The organism is uncultured Phyllobacterium sp. (assembly GCF_902479695.1).
In the GTDB taxonomy this organism is placed as follows: Bacteria; Pseudomonadota; Alphaproteobacteria; order Rhizobiales; family Rhizobiaceae; genus Phyllobacterium; species Phyllobacterium calauticae.
Genome location: NZ_CABSQF010000006.1, coordinates 33,142 through 51,535, shown reverse-complemented (window position 1 = coordinate 51,535; position 18,394 = coordinate 33,142). Strand labels below are relative to the sequence as shown.

The following is an 18,394-nucleotide window of genomic DNA, read 5'->3' as shown; positions in this document are numbered from 1 at the left end:
AATGTTGAAAGTTTCCCCGCAGAAGCCAGAAGATTTTACGTCCGCTAACGATGTGGAGGGGCGATGGAGCGTTGATGAAGCCAAAAAAATCTATAATTTGCCATTCAATGATCTGCTGTTCGAAGCGCAGACGGTGCACAGGCGGTACTTCGATCCCAACGCCGTCCAGCTGAGCAAGCTGCTGTCGATCAAAACCGGCGGATGTCCTGAAGATTGCGGCTATTGCAGCCAGTCGGCGCATTACCCCACCGGGCTCAGGGCCTCAAAGCTCCTGCAGGTCGAAAAGGTCGTCGCGGAAGCGCGCAAGGCGCGTGATAGCGGCGCAACGCGATATTGCATGGGCGCGGCGTGGCGAGGCCCCAAGGACCGCGACATCGGCATGGTCGTTGCCATGGTCGAAGGTGTCCGCGCGCTTGGCATGGAAACCTGCATGACACTGGGCATGCTCTCGCCGGAACAGGCAGCAAGGCTCGCCGACGCCGGTCTCGATTATTACAATCACAACATCGATACGTCGGAGCGTTTCTACAGCGCGATCATCAGCACCCGCAGCTTCGCCGATCGTCTCGAAACGCTGGCGCATGTGCGCGATGCCGGGATCAAGGTTTGCTCGGGCGGCATCCTTGGCATGGGCGAGACGGTGGATGACCATATCGCCATGCTGGTTACGCTGGCAAACCTGCCCGTGCCGCCCGAGAGCGTGCCGATCAACATGCTGATCCCCATTCCAGGATCGAAGCTGGCCGATGCTGCCCCGGTGGATCCCATCGAATTTGTCCGCGCCATTGCCGTTGCCCGCATCCTGATGCCCGAAACCCATGTTCGTCTCTCCGCCGGTCGCTCGGACATGAGCGACGAGATGCAGGCCTTGTGTTTCCTCGCCGGCGCCAATTCGATCTTTGTCGGCGATACGTTGCTCACCACCGAAAACCCTGGCGAGGACCAGGACGCGGCCTTGTTCCGCCGGTTGGGGCTGAAGGCCATGCCGCTGGGTGCGTCGGAGTGATGTCCGGCTTTCTCGCCGGTTACGGCAGAACCCTGGCCGGGCTGGAACGGAGGGGAAGGCGACGTTCCCTCATTCCGAATGGCGGGATCGATTTTACCTCCAACGACTATCTCGGCTTTGCCCATTCGCAGCGCATCAGAAGCGCCATCGCCGCCGCGATGGAGCGCGGCGTCCCGGCCGGATCGGGCGGCTCGCGTCTCTTGCGCGGAAATCATGCGGAACATGTATTGCTGGAAGAAGAAGCGGCGGCCTTTTTCGGCTCACAGCGGATGCTGTACTTCTCGACCGGTTACGCGGCCAACGCCGCGCTGTTTTCGACCCTGCCGCAGCGCGGCGATCTCATCGTCCACGATGCGCTCATCCATGCAAGCGCGCATGAAGGCATTGCCGCGAGCCGGGCGCAGGCGGTGGTGGCACGGCACAATGATGTCGGGAGCTTCGAAAATGAATTGGCCAAGTGGCGCAAGGCGGGCGGCAGCGGCCATGCCTGGATCGCAGTGGAAAGCCTCTACTCCATGGATGGGGACTGCGCGCCGCTTGCTGAACTTGCGGCGCTCGCGGACCGCTATGACAGCTTTCTTGTCATCGATGAAGCGCACGCCACCGGCGTGTTCGGCGACAATGGCAGTGGTCTCGCGACCGGGCTGGAACGGCGCGACAATGTTGTCCTCCTGCATACGTGCGGCAAGGCGCTGGGCGTGTCCGGTGCGCTCCTGGGGGCAAATGCGGTCGTCTGCGATTACCTCGTGAACCGCGCCCGTTCCTTCATCTATTCCACCGCCCCATCCCCGCTCATGGCAGCAGGGGTGCGCGAGGCGCTGAAAATGCTTGCCGAGGAACCCGGGCGCCGGCTGGACCTGCAGCGCCTTTCGACATTTGCCCGGTCATATCTGGCAGAAACAATCGGCATGGGAGGCAGCAGCTCGCACATACTGCCCATCATGATTGGCGGTACGATCCGTGCATTGCGTATCGCCGAACGCATGCGCGCGGAAGGGTTCGACATCCGTGCGATCCGCCCGCCGACGGTACCCGAAGGCACCGCGCGATTGAGGATTGCGATCACATTGAATGTCGATGAGACCGCGATTTCCCGGATGCTGGATTGTCTGAAAATAGCCCTTGCCGAGGAGGCCGCATGACGCAGCGTTTTGTCGTGACAGGAACAGATACCAATATCGGCAAGACGGTCTTTTCCGCCGCATTGGCTGGTGCACTTGGTGCTTCTTACTGGAAACCGGTTCAGGCCGGTCTTGAGGGGGAAACGGACAGCGAGGCTGTCATGCGTCTCGGCGGGATACCGGCCGGAAGGATCATTCCCGAGGCATGGCGCCTGCGCACGCCTGCCTCTCCGCATCTCGCCGCCCGGCTGGATAATGTCGAGATACAACCGGAATTGCTGGTTCCGCCCTCGATCGAGGCGCCGCTGATCATCGAGGGTGCCGGCGGTGTCATGGTTCCCCTGACGGAAACCGTGGTGTTTGCCGATGTCTTCTCCCGCTGGCGGATACCGGTCATTCTGTGCGCCCGCACCGGACTTGGAACGATCAACCATACCTTGCTGTCGCTGGAGGCCTTGCGGCAGCGCTCGGTGCCGGTTTTCGGCGTCGTCTTTATCGGCGATGAAGTTGCGGATACCCAGCACATCATCGGCGAGCTGGGACAGGTTCGTTGCCTTGGGCGGCTGCCACTGCTTGAAGCCGTGACACCCGAAGCGCTGCGTCAAGCCTTTCGCGATCATTTCGACGTGGCGCATTTCCGGACGGCAGCCGCATGACGGGCGCCCTCGTATCCTCGCCGGTCTGGCATCCATTCACCCAGCACGCGCTTGAACCCGCGATGAAACGCATTGTCAGAACGGAGGGAGCCTGGCTGTTTGACGCGCAAGGCAATGCCATCCTTGATGCGATTTCCTCCTGGTGGGTCATCACGCACGGGCATCGGCACCCACTGATCATGGAGGCGATCCGCACCGCCTGCGACAGTTACGACCAGATCATCTTTGCCGAATTCACCCATGAGCCGGCGGAAAAGCTGGCGCGCGGCCTGCTGGCCGTCGCACCTGCGGGCCTCGCCCACGTGTTCTATTCGGACAGCGGGTCGACCTGCGTGGAAGTGGCGCTGAAGATGGCGCTCGGCTTCTTCCATAATACCGGCGCACCGCGCTCGCGCATTGTCGTCATGGAGGACGGTTATCACGGCGACACGATTGGAACCATGTCGGCGGGGGAGCGCGGCGTCTTCAACGCGGCATACCAGTCCCTGTTGTTCAGCGTCGACCGTTTGCCGTTTCCCTCGCCCGGCCACGAACAGGCCACGCTCGATGAATTTGAAAGGCTGTGCCGGAGCGGTCAGGCCGCGGCATTGCTGGTCGAGCCTTTGGTGCTCGGGGCAGGGGGCATGCGGATGTACCCGGCTTTTGTGCTGGCCGAACTGAAGCGGATTGCCGCGCGGCATGGCACGTTGCTCATCGCCGACGAGGTGATGACGGGCTGGGGGCGTACGGGAACGCTCTTTGCCTGCACTCAGGCTGGCATCGCGCCGGACATATTGTGCACGTCAAAGGGCTTGACGGGCGGTGCCTTGCCGCTGGCCGCCACGCTGTGCACAGCGCCGGTTTTTGATGCGCATCTGTCGACAGACCGCAGCCGGATGTTCTTTCATTCGAGTTCCTACACCGCGAATCCGATTGCCTGCGCAGCGGCCCTCGCTAACCTTGCCGTGTGGGAAAACGAGCCCGTCGAGGCGCGTATTCAAGCGCTGGAAGCCATGCATCGCGGGAAACTCAAACGGTTCGCCGCAGATGGCCGATTCAGCAATGTGCGGCAGGCGGGTACGATTGCAGCGCTTGATCTGGACGTGCCCGCATCGGGTTATCTCTCGGATGCCGGACCCAAACTGCGGGCGTTCTTCCGCTCCCGAAACCTGCTGATCCGCCCGCTTGGCAACATCATCTATCTGATGCCGCCCTATGGCGCGGAGGAGGGCGATCTTGATCGTGCCTATGACGCGATTGACGAGGCAGCGGATCTGTTTGCGGCAGGCAGGCGATGAGCCGTATCATTGGTTTGGGCCATTACGTTCCGGAGCGCCGCGTGGAAAACGCGGAGATAGAGGTCAACCTTGGGCTCGAGCCCGGCTGGATCGAGCGAAGAACGGGTATCCGTACCCGGTATTGGGCAAGGGATGGCGAGCTGCTCACCGATCTCGCCGCAAAGGCCGGACAGTCGGCACTTGATGACGCCGGGCTGCAATCGGCCGATATCGCCTTGACGCTGCTGGCCACGTCAACGCCCGACCACCTGCTGCCACCGTCGGCGCCGCTGCTTGCGCATCGGCTCAAGCTCGTCAATTCGGGTGCCCTGGATCTTGCCGGAGCCTGCTCGGGTTTCCTCTATGCGCTGACGCTGGCGGACGGTTTCGTCCGCACACAGAAGCGGCCGGTTCTCGTGGTTGCCGCCAACATTCTGAGCCGCCGTATCAACCCGGCGGAACGGGCCAGTGCCGTCCTCTTTGCCGACGCGGCAGGTGCTGTCGTTCTGGCGCCGTCGGCAGAGCCAGGTACGGGCCTGCTCGGTGTGGATTTGGCCGCCGATGGCAGCCATTATGATTTGATCTCCATTCCCGCCGGCGGTTCGAAGACGCCTTTTTCGCCGGACATGGCGGCGGCGGACTGCCTGATGACCATGCGCAACGGCAAGGAAATGTTTGCGCAGGCCGTGCACATGATGACGCGCTGCGCCGAACGGGCAATGGCGGATGCGCGCATAGGCGCTCGGGACGTCAGCCGGTTCGTGCCGCACCAGGCCAATGCGCGTATTTTTGATCTCGTCAGCGACAATCTTGGCATTGACGCCGTGCGGACGGTCCGCACCATAGCGGCCTATGGCAATTCCTCGGCAGCCACCATTCCGCTGTCCTTATCGCTGGCGCAGCGTGATCGGCGATTCATGCCGGGTGAACGGCTGTTGCTGACGGCTGCCGGTGCGGGTCTGACCGGTGGCGCCGTTGTCTGGGGCATCTAGACAGGTGTCCGAATAGGCCGCCATGCCCGGCACTATTTCTGAATGTTGCGCATGATCATGTCGTAATGCGCGTTCACATAGTCGCCGAGTTGCGGCAGGTTGGTCTGGCAGTCCAGGAGTTTGTCGATCGTCAATGTCAGTGCCGGGCTGAGCAGGATATGGCTGCTCTCGCTGGTCGCGGCTCCTGGCCGGAAAACACCTTCGCGGACGCCCCTTTCAACGAGGTTCTGAAACATGGTCAGCATGGGCAGGACAAACTCGTTGTAATGAGCCATTGTCAGCTCGGGAAAACTCCGGCCGTCGGAAATCAGAAAACGCAGGATTTCCCGCGAGTAGGGATTGACGGTCATGTGCTCGTAAACCGTATCGAGGAAAAGCCGGATGAGCTCATGCGGCGGGCGGTTCTGATGCTCGCTCAGGAACTGTTCTTCGTTGAAAATCGGCTGCGAAAGCTTGCGCACGACATCGTGAAACAACTCTTCCTTGTTCTGGAAATACAGATAGATCGTGCCTTTGGTAACGCCTGCCCGCCTGGCCACATCCTCGATGCGCGTGGCGGTATAGCCGCGCTCGACGAACTCGTCGAAAGCCGCATGCAGAATCTCCTGCGGGCGCTGTGCCTTGCGGCGCGCCCGCACGCCGGGGGTGGTGTCCGGCCCGGTTGTGCTTGACGCATTTTTTATTTCGGCCATGATTTCATCCAATGGAGCCTTGAAGTCGACTTGGACAACATTATACATTGACTGAACGATCAGTCAATAATATACCCGCCACACCTTTTCATGGATTGGTTGAATGATGCGGCCTGACTTTTTCTCCTCCGGATTTGTGGTTGAGCGCCAGCGGCAACGGTATGATGTGTCTGCCGTGCCCAGGCTGCTGGTGATGATTTTGGGGCTTGCCCTGCTGGCCGGTTGCCAGCCGAAAAAAGCGGCTGAACAGAAGCCGCCGGCCCAGGTGAATGTCGCCAAGATCGTGTTCACGGATTATGCGCAGAGTGTTTCGGTCACCGGTGAAATACGGGCGAAGATCGACAGCAATCTTTCGTTCCGGGTGAGCGGGAAGGTGACCGAACGGCTTGTGGATGTGGGTGACCATGTTGCTGCCGGCGACGTGCTGGCGCGTATCGACCCGACCCAGCAGCAGGCCGACGTTGCCGCGTCCGATGCGGCGGTCCGTTCCGCCGAGGCGCAACTCCGCCAGACCACCTCCGCCTTCGACCGGCAAAAAGCGCTGCTCGCACAGGGTTTCACCACGAGGAGCGCCTATGACGGTGCCGAGGAAGCCCAGCGCACGGCACAGGGCTCGCTCGATGCAGCCAGGGCGCAACTGCAGACATCGCGCGAAACTCTGTCCTATACCGAGTTGAAAGCCGACGCTTCCGGCGTGGTTACCGCGCGCAACATCGAGGTGGGGCAGGTGACGCAGATCGCATCGACTGCGTTCACGGTGGCGGTGGATGGTCCGCGCGACGCGATTTTCAATGTCTATGAGGGACTGGTCACGCGCAGCATCGGCGATCAGCAGATCCAGATTATTCTGTTCGACAACCCCGCCATAACGGCCACAGGCATTATCCGCGAGGTCTCTCCGACGGTGGACGATGCCTCCGGCACCGTGCGGGTCAAGGTGGCGGTGCAGAACCCGACGCCTCAGATGGCTCTTGGTTCCGTGGTGATCGGAACGGTCAAATTGCCGGCCGTCAAGGCGGCTGTTCTGCCATCGTCGGTCTTGACCTCGGACAATGGCAAGCCGGCCGTTTGGGTCGTCGATCCGCAAACAAACGCCGTCGACCTGCGCGACGTGACCGTGACGGCTTACGAGTCGCTGTCTGTCGCGATTGGCGGCGGATTGCAGGCAGGCGAACAGGTGGTGACGACAGGCGGAACCAGGTTGCGGCCAACCGAGATTGTAGCAATCAAGAGTGGTGATCCGTCATGAGGCGTGTTCTCGTTTACGGCGCAAGCCTTGTCTGTCTGGGTGTGGCTCTCAGTGCCTGCCAGAAGGAAGGCGAGGCCAAGCAGCCGGATGTCGTGCGTCCGGTTCTGTCGGTCGTCGTCAAATCGCAAACCCTGCAGGTCCGGGGATTTGCCGGCAAGATAGAACCGCGTTTTGAAACCCAGCTCGGCTTCCGCACCCTCGGGCGCATCGTGCGCCGTGATGTGTCGGTCGGAGACCAGGTTTCGAACGGGCAGGAGATCGCGGCAATCGATCCGCTCGCGCTCGAACTCGCGGTGCAGGCAGCGCAGGCGAACCTGTCGTCCATCAAGGCCCAGCTTGCCAACGCCGCGTCGACGGCCGACCGGCAGAAGGCGCTTCTCAGCCAGAATTCGGCGACGGAAGCTGTCGTCGATCAGGCGCAGCAGGCCTATGAAGCCGCCGTCGCCTCGGTTGTGCGGTCGGAAGCTGACCTGACGAAGGCGCGCGAAGAACTCGGCTATGCGGTGCTGCGGTCCGATTTCGACGGCGTGGTGACGTCCCTGCAGGCCGATGTCGGGCAGACCGTGACCGCCGGCCAGCTGGTGGCCGTCGTTGCACGCCCTGATGTCCGTGAGGCGGTGGTCGATATTCCCGAAACGGTGGCCGGCGCGATCGAGGCGGGAAGCAGGTTCGGTGTCTCCCTGCAGACCGATCCGACAATACAGACGGCAGGTGTTGTCAGGGAAATCGCACCGCAGGCGGATGAAGCCACGCGCACGCGCCGAACCCGCATCACGCTGCAGCAGCCGCCGGAAGGGTTCCGTTTGGGGACCACGGTGACGGCTTATCTCACCACCGCAGCGGATCCGCGCATCCGCATTCCGGCAACGGCAATCTTCGACAAGGATGGCAAGACGTTCGTGTGGCTGATCGATGAAAAGCAGGCGGCGGTTTCGGCCAGGGAAGTCAAACTGGAAGACCGCACCAATGCGGACGCCATTGTCGTGTCCGGACTGACCGACGGTGACCGGATCGCCACGGCAGGGGCGCATAGCCTGGTCGAAGGCCAGAAAATCAAGATGACTGACGGGAAACCGCTATGAAGAAGTTCAACCTTTCGGAATGGGCGCTCGATCACCGGTCTCTCGTCTGGTATTTCATGATCGTTTTCACAATTGCCGGGATTTTCTCCTATCTCAATCTCGGCCGCGAGGAAGACCCGAACTTTACCATCAAGACCATGGTGATCTCGGCCCAATGGCCGGGAGCGTCGGTCGAGGACACGACGACACAGGTCACCGAGCGGATTGAAAAGAAGCTCGAGGAACTCGATACGCTGGACTATACCCGCAGTGTCAGTTCGCCGGGATCGACGACGATTTTCCTCAACCTCAAGGATACGGTGCGCGGCGATGCCGTCACGCAAACCTGGATCCGCGTCCGCAACATGATCCGCGATATTTCTCCGCAGTTTCCGCAAGGGGTCGTCGGGCCGTTCTTCAACGACCAGTTCGGCGATGTCTATGGCAATGTCTACGGCTTTACCTCCGACGGGCTGAGCCGGCGGCAACTGCGCGATTACGTCGAAGACGTCAGGCGGAAAATCCTGACGGTTCCCGATGTCGGCAAGGTCGAGCTTGTGGGTGCGCAGGACGAGGCGATCTATCTGGAGTTCTCGCCCAAGCAGGTCGCGGCCCTCGGGCTGGACCAGCAGGCCATCATCAGCACCCTGCAGGCGCAGAATGCGATCACCCCGTCGGGCGTCATCGAAACCGGCCCTGAACGGGTGATGATCCGGGTGAACGGCCAGTTCGTGTCGGAGAAGAGCCTGCAGGCCATCAATCTTCGCGTCAATGACCGCTTCTTCCGGTTGAGCGATGTCGCGCGGGTTACCCGCGGTTATATCGATCCGCCGCCCAGCCTGTTCCGCGTGAACGGCAAGGAAGCCATCGGTCTTGCCATCGGCATGAAGCCGAACGGCAACCTCCTGAAGTTTGGCGAACACCTCAAGGCGCAGATGCAGCAGATCACGGCGGATCTGCCCGTGGGCGTTGGCGTCAATCTGGTTTCGGACCAGCCGCAAATCGTCGAGGAGGCGGTATCCGGCTTTACGCGCGCCCTGTTTGAGGCCGTGGCCATCGTGCTGGCGGTCAGCTTTGTCAGCCTGGGCATGCGTGCCGGTTTCGTGGTTGCGCTGGCCATACCGCTTGTCCTGGCGATCACCTTCATGGTGATGGAATATATGGGCATCTCGCTCCAGCGTATTTCACTCGGTGCGCTGATCATCGCGCTGGGCTTGCTCGTCGACGACGCGATGATCGCCGTCGAGATGATGGTGGCGCGGCTTGAGGCAGGGGATAATCTGCGCAAGGCCGCCACCTATGTATACACACACACTGCCTTTCCGATGCTGACCGGTACGCTGGTGACGGTATCCGGCTTCATTCCCGTTGGCCTCAACAGCAGTGCGGCGGGTGAATTCACCTATACGCTGTTCGTCGTGATCGCCGTATCGCTGGTTGTTTCGTGGATCGTGGCAGTCATCTTCACGCCGCTGCTCGGCGTGACGCTGCTGCCGAAGACGATGAAGAACAAGCACGAGAACCCCGGCCGGTTTACCCTGTGGTTCCAGCGTATTCTCCTGCTCTGCATGCGGTTCCGCTGGGTGACCATTGCCGCGACCGTCGTGATTTTCGCGGTTTCCCTGTACGGAATGGGTCACGTCCAGCAGCAGTTCTTCCCCAACTCCGATCGTCATGAGCTGATTGTCGACTGGAACCTGCCGCAGAATGCCTCGATCCTTGAAACCAAGGCGCAGATGGACAAGTTCGAGGCTGAGCAATTGGCCGGCAACGCCGATATCGATCATTGGAGCTCCTATGTCGGGCAGGGTGCCATCCGCTTCCTCCTGTCATTCGACGTGCAGCCGTCAAATCCGTTCTTCGGGCAGACGGTGATCGTGACGAAGAGCCTGGAGGCACGCGACCGGCTGCGGACGACGTTGCAGGCATGGCTGAAGAACGAGTTCCCAAGCACCGACGCCTTTGTCCATCTGCTGGATATCGGACCGCCGGTCGGCCGTCCGGTCCAGTACCGGGTCAGCGGGCCGGATGTGCAGAAGGTGCGCGATTACGCCCATGATATGGCCAATCTGATTGCCGGCAATCCATCCATCGGCGACATCACCTTCGATTGGAACGAACCCTCCCGCGTCATCAAGGTCGACGTGCTGCAGGACAAGGCGCGTCAGCTCGGGATCACCTCGGAATCGATTGCCTCGTCGCTCAATGCCGTTGTCGGCGGTTCGACGATCACGCAGGTCAGGGATTCCATCTATCTGATCAATGTGGTTGTGCGCGCCCGCGCCGATGAACGCGGCTCGATCGACCAGCTTCGCAACATCCAGCTGACGACCAGCAACGGCCAGTCCGTGCCGGCTGCAGCTGTTGCGAATTTCCGCTACGAGCTGGAGCAGTCGGTGGTCTGGCGTCGCGCGCGCCAACCCACCATAACGCTCAAGGCCGGTATCGTCGGTGACCTTCAGCCCGCAACAGTGGTGACGCAACTGGCGCCCAAGGTCGCCGAGTTCGCAGGCAAGCTGCCGCCGGGTTACGGTGTTGTCGTTGGCGGTGCGGTGGAAGAAAGCGGCAAGGCCCAGGCGCCCATCGCAGCCGTTGCTCCGCTCATGCTGTTTGCCATGGTGACCCTTTTGATGATCCAGTTGCAAAGCTTCCAGCGGCTGTTCCTGGTCTTCGCGGTTGCGCCGCTGGCCATCATCGGTGTCGTTGCCGCGTTGCTCTCCAGCAATTCTCCGCTTGGCTTTGTGGCTTTGCTGGGCGTCCTGGCGTTGATCGGCATCCTGATCCGCAATTCTGTGATCCTTGTCGTCCAGATCGAGGATCTGCGGCGGGAAGGCAAGGATCCGTGGAGTGCTGTGGTCGAAGCGACGGAGCATCGCATGCGGCCGATCATGCTGACGGCGGCCGCGGCCAGCCTTGCGCTGATCCCGATTGCCCGGGAAATATTCTGGGGGCCGATGGCCTATGCCATGATGGGCGGCATTATCGTGGGTACGGTGCTGACGCTTCTGTTCCTGCCCGCACTCTACATCGCGTGGTTCCGCATCAAGGCGCCTGACAATACTGTTCCGCCCGCAGGGCATCAGGAACCGGCAAGCGTAAATGCATGATTGGTTGAGGCGGGCGGAGCCAGCGTTCCGCCCATAAAAAAACCGGGGCCTTGCGGCCCCGGACAATCAGCCTTTGCGATGACTAGAAATTGCGCTGGAAGCGGATGATACCACCGAAGGCATCGTCATTGCCGCCATGGGCAAGGGAATAGTCCTTACGCGCGCCGTCAAACTTCGTGTAGTTGAGTTCCGGTGTGATCGTGAAGCCGGGAACAAGCTCGTAAGCCACGTTCAAAGCAGCAGCAATCGTGCCCTGTTCTTCGTAAGCAACCTGCGCATTGACGGTTGCCTTGTCGGTAACCTTGGCAGCCAGGCCGCCCCAGATGGCGTAGTCGCCTTCCCACGTGCCGAACCAGTTGCGGTTGACATTGGTGTTGAAGGACTGGTCGTCATAGTTGGTCTGGTAGGCACCCATCACCCAGGCGGAAACCGTGTCGGTGAACTTGACGTCCAGACGAGCCTTGAAGCCCCATTCTTCCACGGCAGAGTCGTAACCGGCGATACCGGAGATCGTTCCCCAGCCCTGTTCGTACTTGGCACCCACGAGGACGTGGGGCATGTAGTCATCGATGCGGTAATCGTAACCCTGATCCACTTCGCCCTGCTCGGCGGCGATGATCGCCGAGAAGCCATTGCCGGCATTGTATGTGTAGCTTATCTGGTTGCTGGCAAAGCTGTTGTACTGGATCACGTCGTCATTGATGATGTTACCGGCATATCCGACCCACGAGCCGAAGATTTCGTCGGCCACGCCGACGCGGAAGCCGCCCAGTTCGATAAAGGCCTGCGGAATGGACGCGCCATCCTGATTGCCATCGGTATACTGGAAACGCGTCTGGATGTAGGAGCGCAATGTGCCAAGTTCGGTTTCCGTCCGGGCATCAAAACGCACCTCGGCACGGGCACGCTTGTAATAGGTGTCGTTCTGGCCGCCCATGTGTCCGCCCTTGTATGGGTCGTCACCGCCGCCGGCATCGTAGCGCATGTAACCGCCGATCTTCAGGCATGTCTCGGTGCCCGGGATATAGAAGAAGCCGGCACCATATGCGTCACACACTTTGACGTACTCGACGGCTTCTGGTTCAGCGACAACAACTGCATCTGCAGCGCGAGCTCCCGATACTGCAACAAGTGCAGCGGCAGAGCCGAGAAGAAGAGTTTTGATATTCATGTCGATCTCCAGTGAAGGATCATTGTTCTAGGGGCAAGCCAAATTCGCGGTGCCTCACTTATGTCTTACTTTGGTACCCTTTTGGTCAAAGGACATAACTGGTGGTATATTGCTACCAGACACAATGTTGCTAATTTGCACCAGTCACCCCGACGCAAAATGCCGTCATGGCGTGTCGGTCTTGTCTTTCCGGCTGCGCGAAACGCCCAGCCGGCTTACTGTTTTTCGATGCAAATCAAATCTTTGTAAGGTCCGCATCCTGCTATAGGTCACCGACGAATCCCGTTCACGAAAACCGCAATCTTCCGCAAATGTCGCGGGAAAGCCGCGTCCGGCGCAATTTGGCTGCGCAAAGTTGGTAGCAAAAAGCCACCAGTTTTATCCTTTGACTGCCTGGAAAATCGGATGCAACGTGAACCGGCAAATTCTCGTTCATGCGGCAAAACTGCGTGGAACAGGGAGGCAAATGAGTTCAATTGATCTCCAGTCAATGCTCAACGACCCTGCCTTTCCAAGGGGCAGGGTCATTTCTTTTGAGCATGATGGTCGAGATCGGGTGGCGCGGCGAGTGCGCTTTCCGCAAGCGAAGGTCTTCAGGCGTTGCGATCTATGGGCAACAGATCGTAATCCCCGTTGGCAAGATGAATGTCGAATTGGGCGCGGGCTATATGGGCGGCGACCATGTTTTCGAAAACGTCATTGAGGGTCGGCAATATCTCGATCTGCCGGCCGCCGTCTTCCAGCAGACGAACGAGCCCTTCCGCTTCGGCCCGTTTCATAAGCCGGCGAATATGGGTGCGTGACACGCCGAAAAGATTGCCGATTTCATCATAGGGGAAGCTGACGATATTCTCCCGGTCTGCCGGTTGCTGTTCCTTCATTGTCATCAGCTTGCAGAGCAGGACTCCGCCGCCATCGCTGATGGCGAAGAGTTGGGAACTGTGCAGGTTGGAAATCATGGTGCTGACATTGAGCAGCGAATGCAGGCTGGAGGCGAAATAGCGTTCGAGGAAGCCGTCCGTATCGTCGATCAATTGCTGGTAATGTCTCGAAGGAAACAATTTGTCGGCCGCAGCGATGGCAACGCCGACAATCCTGCGCATGCCGGATATCAGCTTGTCCGTCGGCTGGATCAGATGGTTCCGGTGGTCGGTTTCGTCGAGCACGCGGCTGACGAGCCCGATATTCTCCAGAAGATCGATTGTCGCCGAGGTGGTGTTCTTGCTGCAGAGCTTCAGGCTCGACGTTATGTTCTGGATGCTGGAAATGGTTGCGCCGTGATGTCCATTGTCGCGGGTGAAATGCAGTGCGAGAATCGACATGCAGATGACTTGCCGGGCGACATTCGCCATGACCTTGTTGGCCATGTAACGGCCTTCAAAAATTCCGACGGCGTCGTCCGCATAGTCCGCCGCTGCTTCGCTGAAATTGGGATGCTGACGCAGGATCGCGACGCGCTGCAGCAGCCACTCGGAACGTGTTTCATGACTTATGAAGGGAAGGGTTTCGGGCATCCGGTCGTTCATGAAGGCTATTCCCATTCGATTGCCACTCCGTCTGGATTTGCACCAGTGTCGTTTTGCCCTTTGCGGGCAGTTGGTTCGGCGGGTGTCGGGGAGCCCTGTCCTGATCACGCAATGTACATGGTCCTGCGATGAACGCTGATAACAAGTGCGTGAATCAAACGGCACGCCTCGCGTGTGGTCTGGCTTCCCCGGGTACAGAAATTACCTCCACCCCCACGCAAGCGGTCTTGCCTGCTGCGCGACTGGTCTCGGCTGGATGGTCAGGTTTGGGACGGTAAAGACAGGGCGTCTCTAGCCGTCACTTGGCGGAATAGGCGGCAATCATGGCGTCGCACGCCCGCTTCAACTGTTGCTGAGGACCTTCCACGCCAGCACTTTGGCCGCACACGCGGGCCCCCTCGACAAGCAGCACAAGCGCATCCGCCAATTGTTCGGCCTGTGTGACCCCTGCCATGCGGCAAAGGTCGATCAGGCGCTGCTTGTGCACTTTCTTGGCATCGACGATCACTTTGAAAGCGGGGTGATTCGCTTCCTTGAGTTCAATGGCGGCATTGGCCAGGTCGCAGCCGCGCGGATCACTGAACACGCATTCGGCGGCTTCATGAATCCAGCCGCGTATCTGCGCAAGCGGATCATCCGGAAAGGCCGTTTCCAGATCGCGCCAGATCTGTTCGCGCCGTGCGGAAACCTGTTTGAGGCACTCGCAGATCAGGTCGTCCTTCGATCCGAAGTGGCGATACAGCGTCATCTTGTTGGAATCGGCGGCCTCGGCAATCGCGTCGACACCAACGCCCTTGATGCCTTGCTGGCGAAACAGCTCGATGGCGCTGGCCACGATGCGGGCGCGCGGCGGCATTCGGCTGCCGTTGGATTCCCCTGATATAACAGTATCGTGAGGTTTCGAAATTTCCTGCGTAGGCGCGCTTGACATAGATGTTACCGTCCAGTAACTATGGGTTGTTACTTACCGGTAACACGCATTTGGTTCTCATGTCAATTTTTCAAATTGGTGTTCGGGCCGACGCCTTACAAAAGTACTGATTTACCATTCTATTCGTTATTGCGGCGCCGTTGCCGCACAGAAGGAGAGCATCATGCCACAGACATATGCCGATCTTACCCTTGCTGAAGCTTTATCAGATCCCATGATCAACGCCGTCATGCGCGCTGACCATGTGACCCGCAGCGAGCTTGAACTCCTTATGAAATCTGTGGCGCGAAAAAATATTGAAGCTGTCGCATCCAATAATTGGCAGCGCCCGTTTACGGTGGATCAACCCGCGGTATCCAAGAGCCTGCTTGCCATGGGCGCGCGCGTTCGCTCGGCCTGCTGCGAAGGGTCCGTTTAGCGTTCGGGTTGGAGTTCGGGCAGTCCACGGATTGCCAATGCAAATGATCGCCGGCAGTTCCCATGGAGCTGCCGGTTTTGTTTTGCAGCAAGCGGTGCTGCACAGGATTTTCGCAGTTGCACAAAATATCGGCAGACAATGTGCAATTGTTGAGCGCGGCTGTTTGTCTTGGCGGCCCGGTTTTGTTTGCTGGCAAGCCATCATTTGCTGTTTTTACGCCTCCGGGCGGGCCCGCAATTAAGCCTCCGCCGAAAGTGGCACGCAAATTGCTTTGGGTAGTGTATCCGCAGGTGATGGCGCACGATTGGGCGCAGCACCGGCAAAAAGGATCAGCACGCACAACTACCTATGAGAGAAGCCATAATGACAAAATACAAACTCGAATACATCTGGCTCGACGGTTACACGCCGGTCCCCAACCTTCGCGGCAAGACGCAGGTCAAGGAATTCGATGCTTTCCCCAAACTGGAACAGCTGCCTCTCTGGAACTTCGACGGAAGTTCGACGATGCAGGCCGAGGGCAGAAGTTCGGATTGCGTTTTGAAGCCGGTTGCCGTCTATCCGGACAGCGAGCGCAAGAATGGCGTTCTCGTGATGTGCGAAGTGATGATGCCCGATGGCAAGACACCGCATCCTTCCAATACGCGTGCAAGCATCAATGACGATGAAGGCGCATGGTTCGGGTTCGAACAGGAATATTTCCTCTACAAGAACGGCCGCCCGCTCGGCTTCCCCGAGGCCGGCTTCCCTGCGCCCCAGGGCCCCTATTATACGGGCGTCGGCTACAGCAATGTCGGCGATGTCGCCCGCAAGATCGTCGAAGAACATCTCGATATCTGCCTTGCTGCCGGTCTGAACCACGAAGGCATCAATGCCGAAGTGGCCAAGGGACAGTGGGAATTCCAGATTTTCGGCAAGGGCTCCAAGAAGGCCGCGGACGAAATCTGGATGGCGCGCTATCTCCTGCAGCGTCTGTGCGAAAAGTACGGTATCGACGTCGAATACCATTGCAAGCCGCTCGGTGATACCGATTGGAATGGTTCCGGCATGCATGCCAACTTCTCGACGGACTATATGCGCGAAGTCGGCGGCAAAGATTATTTCGAACAGGTCATGGCTGCGTTCGAAGCCGCCTGCGATGAGCATATTGCCGTATACGGACCGGACAATCATCTGCGCCTGACCGGCAAGCACGAGACCCAGTCCATCCATCAGTTCAGCTATGGCGTCGCCGATCGTGGTGCGTCGATCCGCGTGCCGCACAGCTTTGTCGCCAATGGCTATCGGGGCTACCTCGAAGATCGCCGTCCGAATTCCCAGGGCGATCCCTACCAGATCGCGTCGCAGATTCTGCGCACGATCGCATCGGTTCCGGAACCGGTCGAAGACAGGCTCGCTGCCGTCGCTTAAGTTGTTCTGGCATGGCGCGGGTTTTCCCGCGCCATGCCGCTCCCCTCGGATGAGCGATGGAAATCGATCGAGATCCGAAGCCGGCTGCAGGCCTGTTCGCAGCCACCCCTTTGCCATACCTCCGGTAGAATATGAACTCACTTGCAATCAGTAAGTGAGAAGATCATGCTGTGTTTGCAATGCCATGGATCAATCATGCCGGGTCACGCTGATGCGCAATTCACCTGCAAATATTCCTGGAAGCGAGACATTTTCAGCCACAATCGACGTGCAGATTCCACTTGATGACTTCGAGTGGTGCGTTGAAAATGCGCTTCACTCCCCAGGGACGGGAGGCATCAAGGCATTGTTAAACCGGAACGCATGGTGCGTGCCCGGGGGAAACGCGAACCAGATCGCAAGGAACATGTGAAGATGAACCAGTTTCTGACACATACGCTCGCCGCATCGGTGATTGTCGGCGCCGGATTGACACTATTTGCCCTCCCTGCATCCGCAGCGAGCACTGCTGCCCAGTCTGTCACCAAAGAGTGCAGCACGAAGTACAATGCGGCCAAGCAGGCCGGTACGCTCAATGGCCAGAAATGGCCGCAGTTCCTGTCGACCTGCAGTGCGAGCCTGAAGACCGATGCTGCGGCACCGGCTCCTGCGGCCACGGCACCGGCGGTCAAGCAGGCTCAGGACGCCACCAAGCCGGCCAAAACGCCGGCAATGGCAGCAGCGCCGGCAGCAGCCGGAACCATGTCGGCCAAAGCGGTGACCAAGGAATGCAGCACCCAGTATCAGGCTGCCAAAACCGCCGGTACATTGAAGGATCAGAAGTGGCCGCAGTTCCTGTCGGCGTGCAGCGACAGCCTCAAGGCCGACAAATCCGATGCGGCAATGCCGCCGGAACCGGCCGCCGCGCCAGCCAAGGCGACCGCCGGCAAAGCGGGCGCAGCAACCGAAACCGCCGCCAACGGCAAACCTTTGTCTGCCGGTGAAATCGCATTCCGTTCCCGCATTCGCGAATGCGGCGATGAGTGGCAGAAGGCAAAGGCTGCCAACAAGGTTGCCGGCCAGACATGGCCGCAATACTGGAGTGCATGCAACACCCGCCTGAAGTCTGAATAGGAACAGCCTGCCATTCGGCAGGCCGCGATTGAATTCCAAGCACGCCCGGACGGCTCAATTGCCTGTCCGGGCGTTTCTGCTTGCAACGTCGTGGCTTTTCTGGCGTCATCCAACGCTCACAGAGGCGGTATAATATCCGGCTCTGCGCTCGCAAACAGGAGAATGCCATGCCGATCCAGGATCTGGTGAACACCATAGCCACCCAAGCCAATCTCGATCCGCAGGCAGCGGAAAAGGCGGCAGGAACCGTGTTGTCCGTGCTCCAGCATGAAGCTCCGGAACAGGCAGCCAGCCTTTTTGCCAAGATGCCGGGCGCGGCCCAGTTGGCGCAGAGTTTCGACGTCATGGCTGCCGGCAATCAGTCGGGCGGGCTCATCTCCAGCATAACCGGTTTTCTCAGCGGCGCTGCGGGTGAAAAAGTCGGCGCGCTGGTCAATGGCATGGCGGCGCTCAAGGCCAGCGGCTTGACGGTGGAGCAGATTCAGCAGGCGGGTACCGCCGTGATCGCCCATGCCAAGCAATCCGCCGATCCGCAGCTGGTCGATAAGATCGTTGCATCGGTTCCGGGCCTGAAGGGGCATTTTGGTCTTTGAAACAATAGGGTTGATGCGGTTGCCGGCTGACAACCGCATCGCCACCGGATAAACCGCTTCTCGTATCGCGAAGGGCTAGCGAAGGAGCGGGC

The 18,394-nt window shown here is 59.7% G+C and carries 17 protein-coding genes; 13 read left to right on the top strand and 4 right to left on the bottom strand.

All coding sequences use genetic code 11. The features are described 5' to 3' along the window. The first annotated feature begins 1 nt into the window (after window position 1). Genes bioB through RDL77_RS05625 form a run of 5 tightly spaced genes read left to right on the top strand, consistent with a single transcriptional unit; the run spans window position 2 to window position 5,031 of the window. Window positions 2–1,006, top strand: a complete 1,005-nt coding sequence (gene bioB, locus RDL77_RS05645; protein ID WP_288192101.1) for a biotin synthase BioB — start codon at window positions 2–4, stop codon at window positions 1,004–1,006. Further along, complete coding sequence (locus RDL77_RS05640; RefSeq protein ID WP_288192099.1) at window positions 1,003–2,148, top strand: 8-amino-7-oxononanoate synthase; 1,146 nt, start codon at window positions 1,003–1,005, stop codon at window positions 2,146–2,148. The genes bioB and RDL77_RS05640 overlap by 4 nt, the downstream gene beginning before the upstream one ends. Beyond that, a complete protein-coding gene (gene bioD / locus RDL77_RS05635; protein ID WP_288192098.1) occupies window positions 2,145–2,783 on the top strand; it encodes a dethiobiotin synthase in 639 nt (212 codons plus the stop codon). The genes RDL77_RS05640 and bioD overlap by 4 nt, the downstream gene beginning before the upstream one ends. Continuing rightward, the gene (locus RDL77_RS05630; RefSeq protein ID WP_288192096.1) at window positions 2,780–4,060 is read left to right on the top strand and encodes an adenosylmethionine--8-amino-7-oxononanoate transaminase; all 1,281 of its coding nucleotides are present in this window, start codon (window positions 2,780–2,782) and stop codon (window positions 4,058–4,060) included. The genes bioD and RDL77_RS05630 overlap by 4 nt, the downstream gene beginning before the upstream one ends. Beyond that, window positions 4,057–5,031, top strand: a complete 975-nt coding sequence (locus RDL77_RS05625) for a beta-ketoacyl-ACP synthase III (RefSeq protein ID WP_288192094.1) — start codon at window positions 4,057–4,059, stop codon at window positions 5,029–5,031. Before RDL77_RS05630 ends, RDL77_RS05625 begins: the two co-directional genes overlap by 4 nt. Window positions 5,032–5,063: 32 nt before the next feature. On the opposite strand, the gene RDL77_RS05620 is transcribed toward RDL77_RS05625, so the two are convergent. Further along, a complete protein-coding gene (locus tag RDL77_RS05620) occupies window positions 5,064–5,723 on the bottom strand; it encodes a TetR/AcrR family transcriptional regulator (protein WP_288192093.1) in 660 nt (219 codons plus the stop codon). A 103-nt stretch (window positions 5,724–5,826) separates the two neighbouring features. Here RDL77_RS05620 and RDL77_RS05615 point away from each other — a divergent pair, with 103 nt between their 5' ends. The 3 genes from RDL77_RS05615 to RDL77_RS05605 are packed head-to-tail and all read left to right on the top strand — an operon-like array spanning window position 5,827 to window position 11,140. After that, window positions 5,827–6,972 (top strand): efflux RND transporter periplasmic adaptor subunit, encoded by a 1,146-nt coding sequence (locus RDL77_RS05615; protein WP_288192092.1) that lies wholly within the window; start codon window positions 5,827–5,829, stop codon window positions 6,970–6,972. Further along, window positions 6,969–8,054: an efflux RND transporter periplasmic adaptor subunit gene (locus RDL77_RS05610; protein WP_288192091.1), complete on the top strand. Its 1,086-nt coding sequence runs from the start codon at window positions 6,969–6,971 to the stop codon at window positions 8,052–8,054. The genes RDL77_RS05615 and RDL77_RS05610 overlap by 4 nt, the downstream gene beginning before the upstream one ends. After that, window positions 8,051–11,140 carry an efflux RND transporter permease subunit gene (locus RDL77_RS05605; RefSeq protein WP_288192090.1) on the top strand — a complete coding sequence of 1,030 codons (3,090 nt, stop codon included), beginning with the start codon at window positions 8,051–8,053 and terminating at the stop codon, window positions 11,138–11,140. The genes RDL77_RS05610 and RDL77_RS05605 overlap by 4 nt, the downstream gene beginning before the upstream one ends. An 82-nt stretch (window positions 11,141–11,222) precedes the next feature. On the opposite strand, the gene RDL77_RS05600 is transcribed toward RDL77_RS05605, so the two are convergent. The 3 genes from RDL77_RS05600 to RDL77_RS05590 all read right to left on the bottom strand — a co-directional run bounded on the left by RDL77_RS05600 (window position 11,223) and on the right by RDL77_RS05590 (window position 14,693). After that, on the bottom strand, window positions 11,223–12,311 hold the full coding sequence (locus RDL77_RS05600) for a porin (protein WP_223614722.1): 1,089 nt from the start codon (window positions 12,309–12,311) through the stop codon (window positions 11,223–11,225). A gap of 593 nt (window positions 12,312–12,904) precedes the next feature. Further along, window positions 12,905–13,837: a hypothetical protein gene (locus RDL77_RS05595; protein ID WP_288192089.1), complete on the bottom strand. Its 933-nt coding sequence runs from the start codon at window positions 13,835–13,837 to the stop codon at window positions 12,905–12,907. Window positions 13,838–14,135: 298 nt separating this feature from the next. After that, a complete protein-coding gene (locus RDL77_RS05590; protein WP_223614724.1) occupies window positions 14,136–14,693 on the bottom strand; it encodes a TetR/AcrR family transcriptional regulator in 558 nt (185 codons plus the stop codon). A 238-nt stretch (window positions 14,694–14,931) separates the two neighbouring features. On the opposite strand from RDL77_RS05590, the gene RDL77_RS05585 reads away from it, so the two are divergent. From RDL77_RS05585 to RDL77_RS05565, 5 genes are all read left to right on the top strand, one after another. Next, window positions 14,932–15,186, top strand: a complete 255-nt coding sequence (locus RDL77_RS05585) for a hypothetical protein (protein WP_223614725.1) — start codon at window positions 14,932–14,934, stop codon at window positions 15,184–15,186. A gap of 37 nt (window positions 15,187–15,223) precedes the next feature. After that, a complete protein-coding gene (locus RDL77_RS05580; protein WP_288192088.1) occupies window positions 15,224–15,427 on the top strand; it encodes a hypothetical protein in 204 nt (67 codons plus the stop codon). Between the two features lie 122 nt (window positions 15,428–15,549). After that, complete coding sequence (locus RDL77_RS05575) at window positions 15,550–16,596, top strand: glutamine synthetase beta-grasp domain-containing protein (protein ID WP_223614726.1); 1,047 nt, start codon at window positions 15,550–15,552, stop codon at window positions 16,594–16,596. Between the two features lie 414 nt (window positions 16,597–17,010). Next, window positions 17,011–17,709, top strand: coding sequence for a hypothetical protein (locus RDL77_RS05570; protein WP_223614727.1), 699 nt, complete (start codon window positions 17,011–17,013; stop codon window positions 17,707–17,709). Window positions 17,710–17,876: 167 nt separating this feature from the next. Beyond that, window positions 17,877–18,302 carry a hypothetical protein gene (locus RDL77_RS05565; RefSeq protein WP_223614728.1) on the top strand — a complete coding sequence of 142 codons (426 nt, stop codon included), beginning with the start codon at window positions 17,877–17,879 and terminating at the stop codon, window positions 18,300–18,302. The last annotated feature ends 92 nt before the right edge of the window (window positions 18,303–18,394 follow it).

Bases quoted from the DNA above. Each gene is read 5' to 3' on its own strand.
- RDL77_RS05625 (WP_288192094.1), top strand. From the start codon at position 4,057: ATGAGCCGTATCATTGGTTTGGGCCATTACGTTCCGGAGCGCCGCGTG.
- RDL77_RS05570 (WP_223614727.1), top strand. From the start codon at position 17,011: ATGAACCAGTTTCTGACACATACGCTCGCCGCATCGGTGATTGTCGGC.
- RDL77_RS05565 (WP_223614728.1), top strand. From the start codon at position 17,877: ATGCCGATCCAGGATCTGGTGAACACCATAGCCACCCAAGCCAATCTC.
- RDL77_RS05610 (WP_288192091.1), top strand. From the start codon at position 6,969: ATGAGGCGTGTTCTCGTTTACGGCGCAAGCCTTGTCTGTCTGGGTGTG.
- RDL77_RS05615 (WP_288192092.1), top strand. From the start codon at position 5,827: ATGATGCGGCCTGACTTTTTCTCCTCCGGATTTGTGGTTGAGCGCCAG.
- RDL77_RS05605 (WP_288192090.1), top strand. From the start codon at position 8,051: ATGAAGAAGTTCAACCTTTCGGAATGGGCGCTCGATCACCGGTCTCTC.
- RDL77_RS05580 (WP_288192088.1), top strand. From the start codon at position 15,224: ATGCAAATGATCGCCGGCAGTTCCCATGGAGCTGCCGGTTTTGTTTTG.
- bioB (WP_288192101.1), top strand. From the start codon at position 2: ATGTTGAAAGTTTCCCCGCAGAAGCCAGAAGATTTTACGTCCGCTAAC.
- RDL77_RS05575 (WP_223614726.1), top strand. From the start codon at position 15,550: ATGACAAAATACAAACTCGAATACATCTGGCTCGACGGTTACACGCCG.
- RDL77_RS05585 (WP_223614725.1), top strand. From the start codon at position 14,932: ATGCCACAGACATATGCCGATCTTACCCTTGCTGAAGCTTTATCAGAT.
- bioD (WP_288192098.1), top strand. From the start codon at position 2,145: ATGACGCAGCGTTTTGTCGTGACAGGAACAGATACCAATATCGGCAAG.
- RDL77_RS05595 (WP_288192089.1), bottom strand. From the start codon at position 13,837: ATGAACGACCGGATGCCCGAAACCCTTCCCTTCATAAGTCATGAAACA.
- RDL77_RS05600 (WP_223614722.1), bottom strand. From the start codon at position 12,311: ATGAATATCAAAACTCTTCTTCTCGGCTCTGCCGCTGCACTTGTTGCA.
- RDL77_RS05620 (WP_288192093.1), bottom strand. From the start codon at position 5,723: ATGGCCGAAATAAAAAATGCGTCAAGCACAACCGGGCCGGACACCACC.
- RDL77_RS05630 (WP_288192096.1), top strand. From the start codon at position 2,780: ATGACGGGCGCCCTCGTATCCTCGCCGGTCTGGCATCCATTCACCCAG.
- RDL77_RS05590 (WP_223614724.1), bottom strand. From the start codon at position 14,693: ATGCCGCCGCGCGCCCGCATCGTGGCCAGCGCCATCGAGCTGTTTCGC.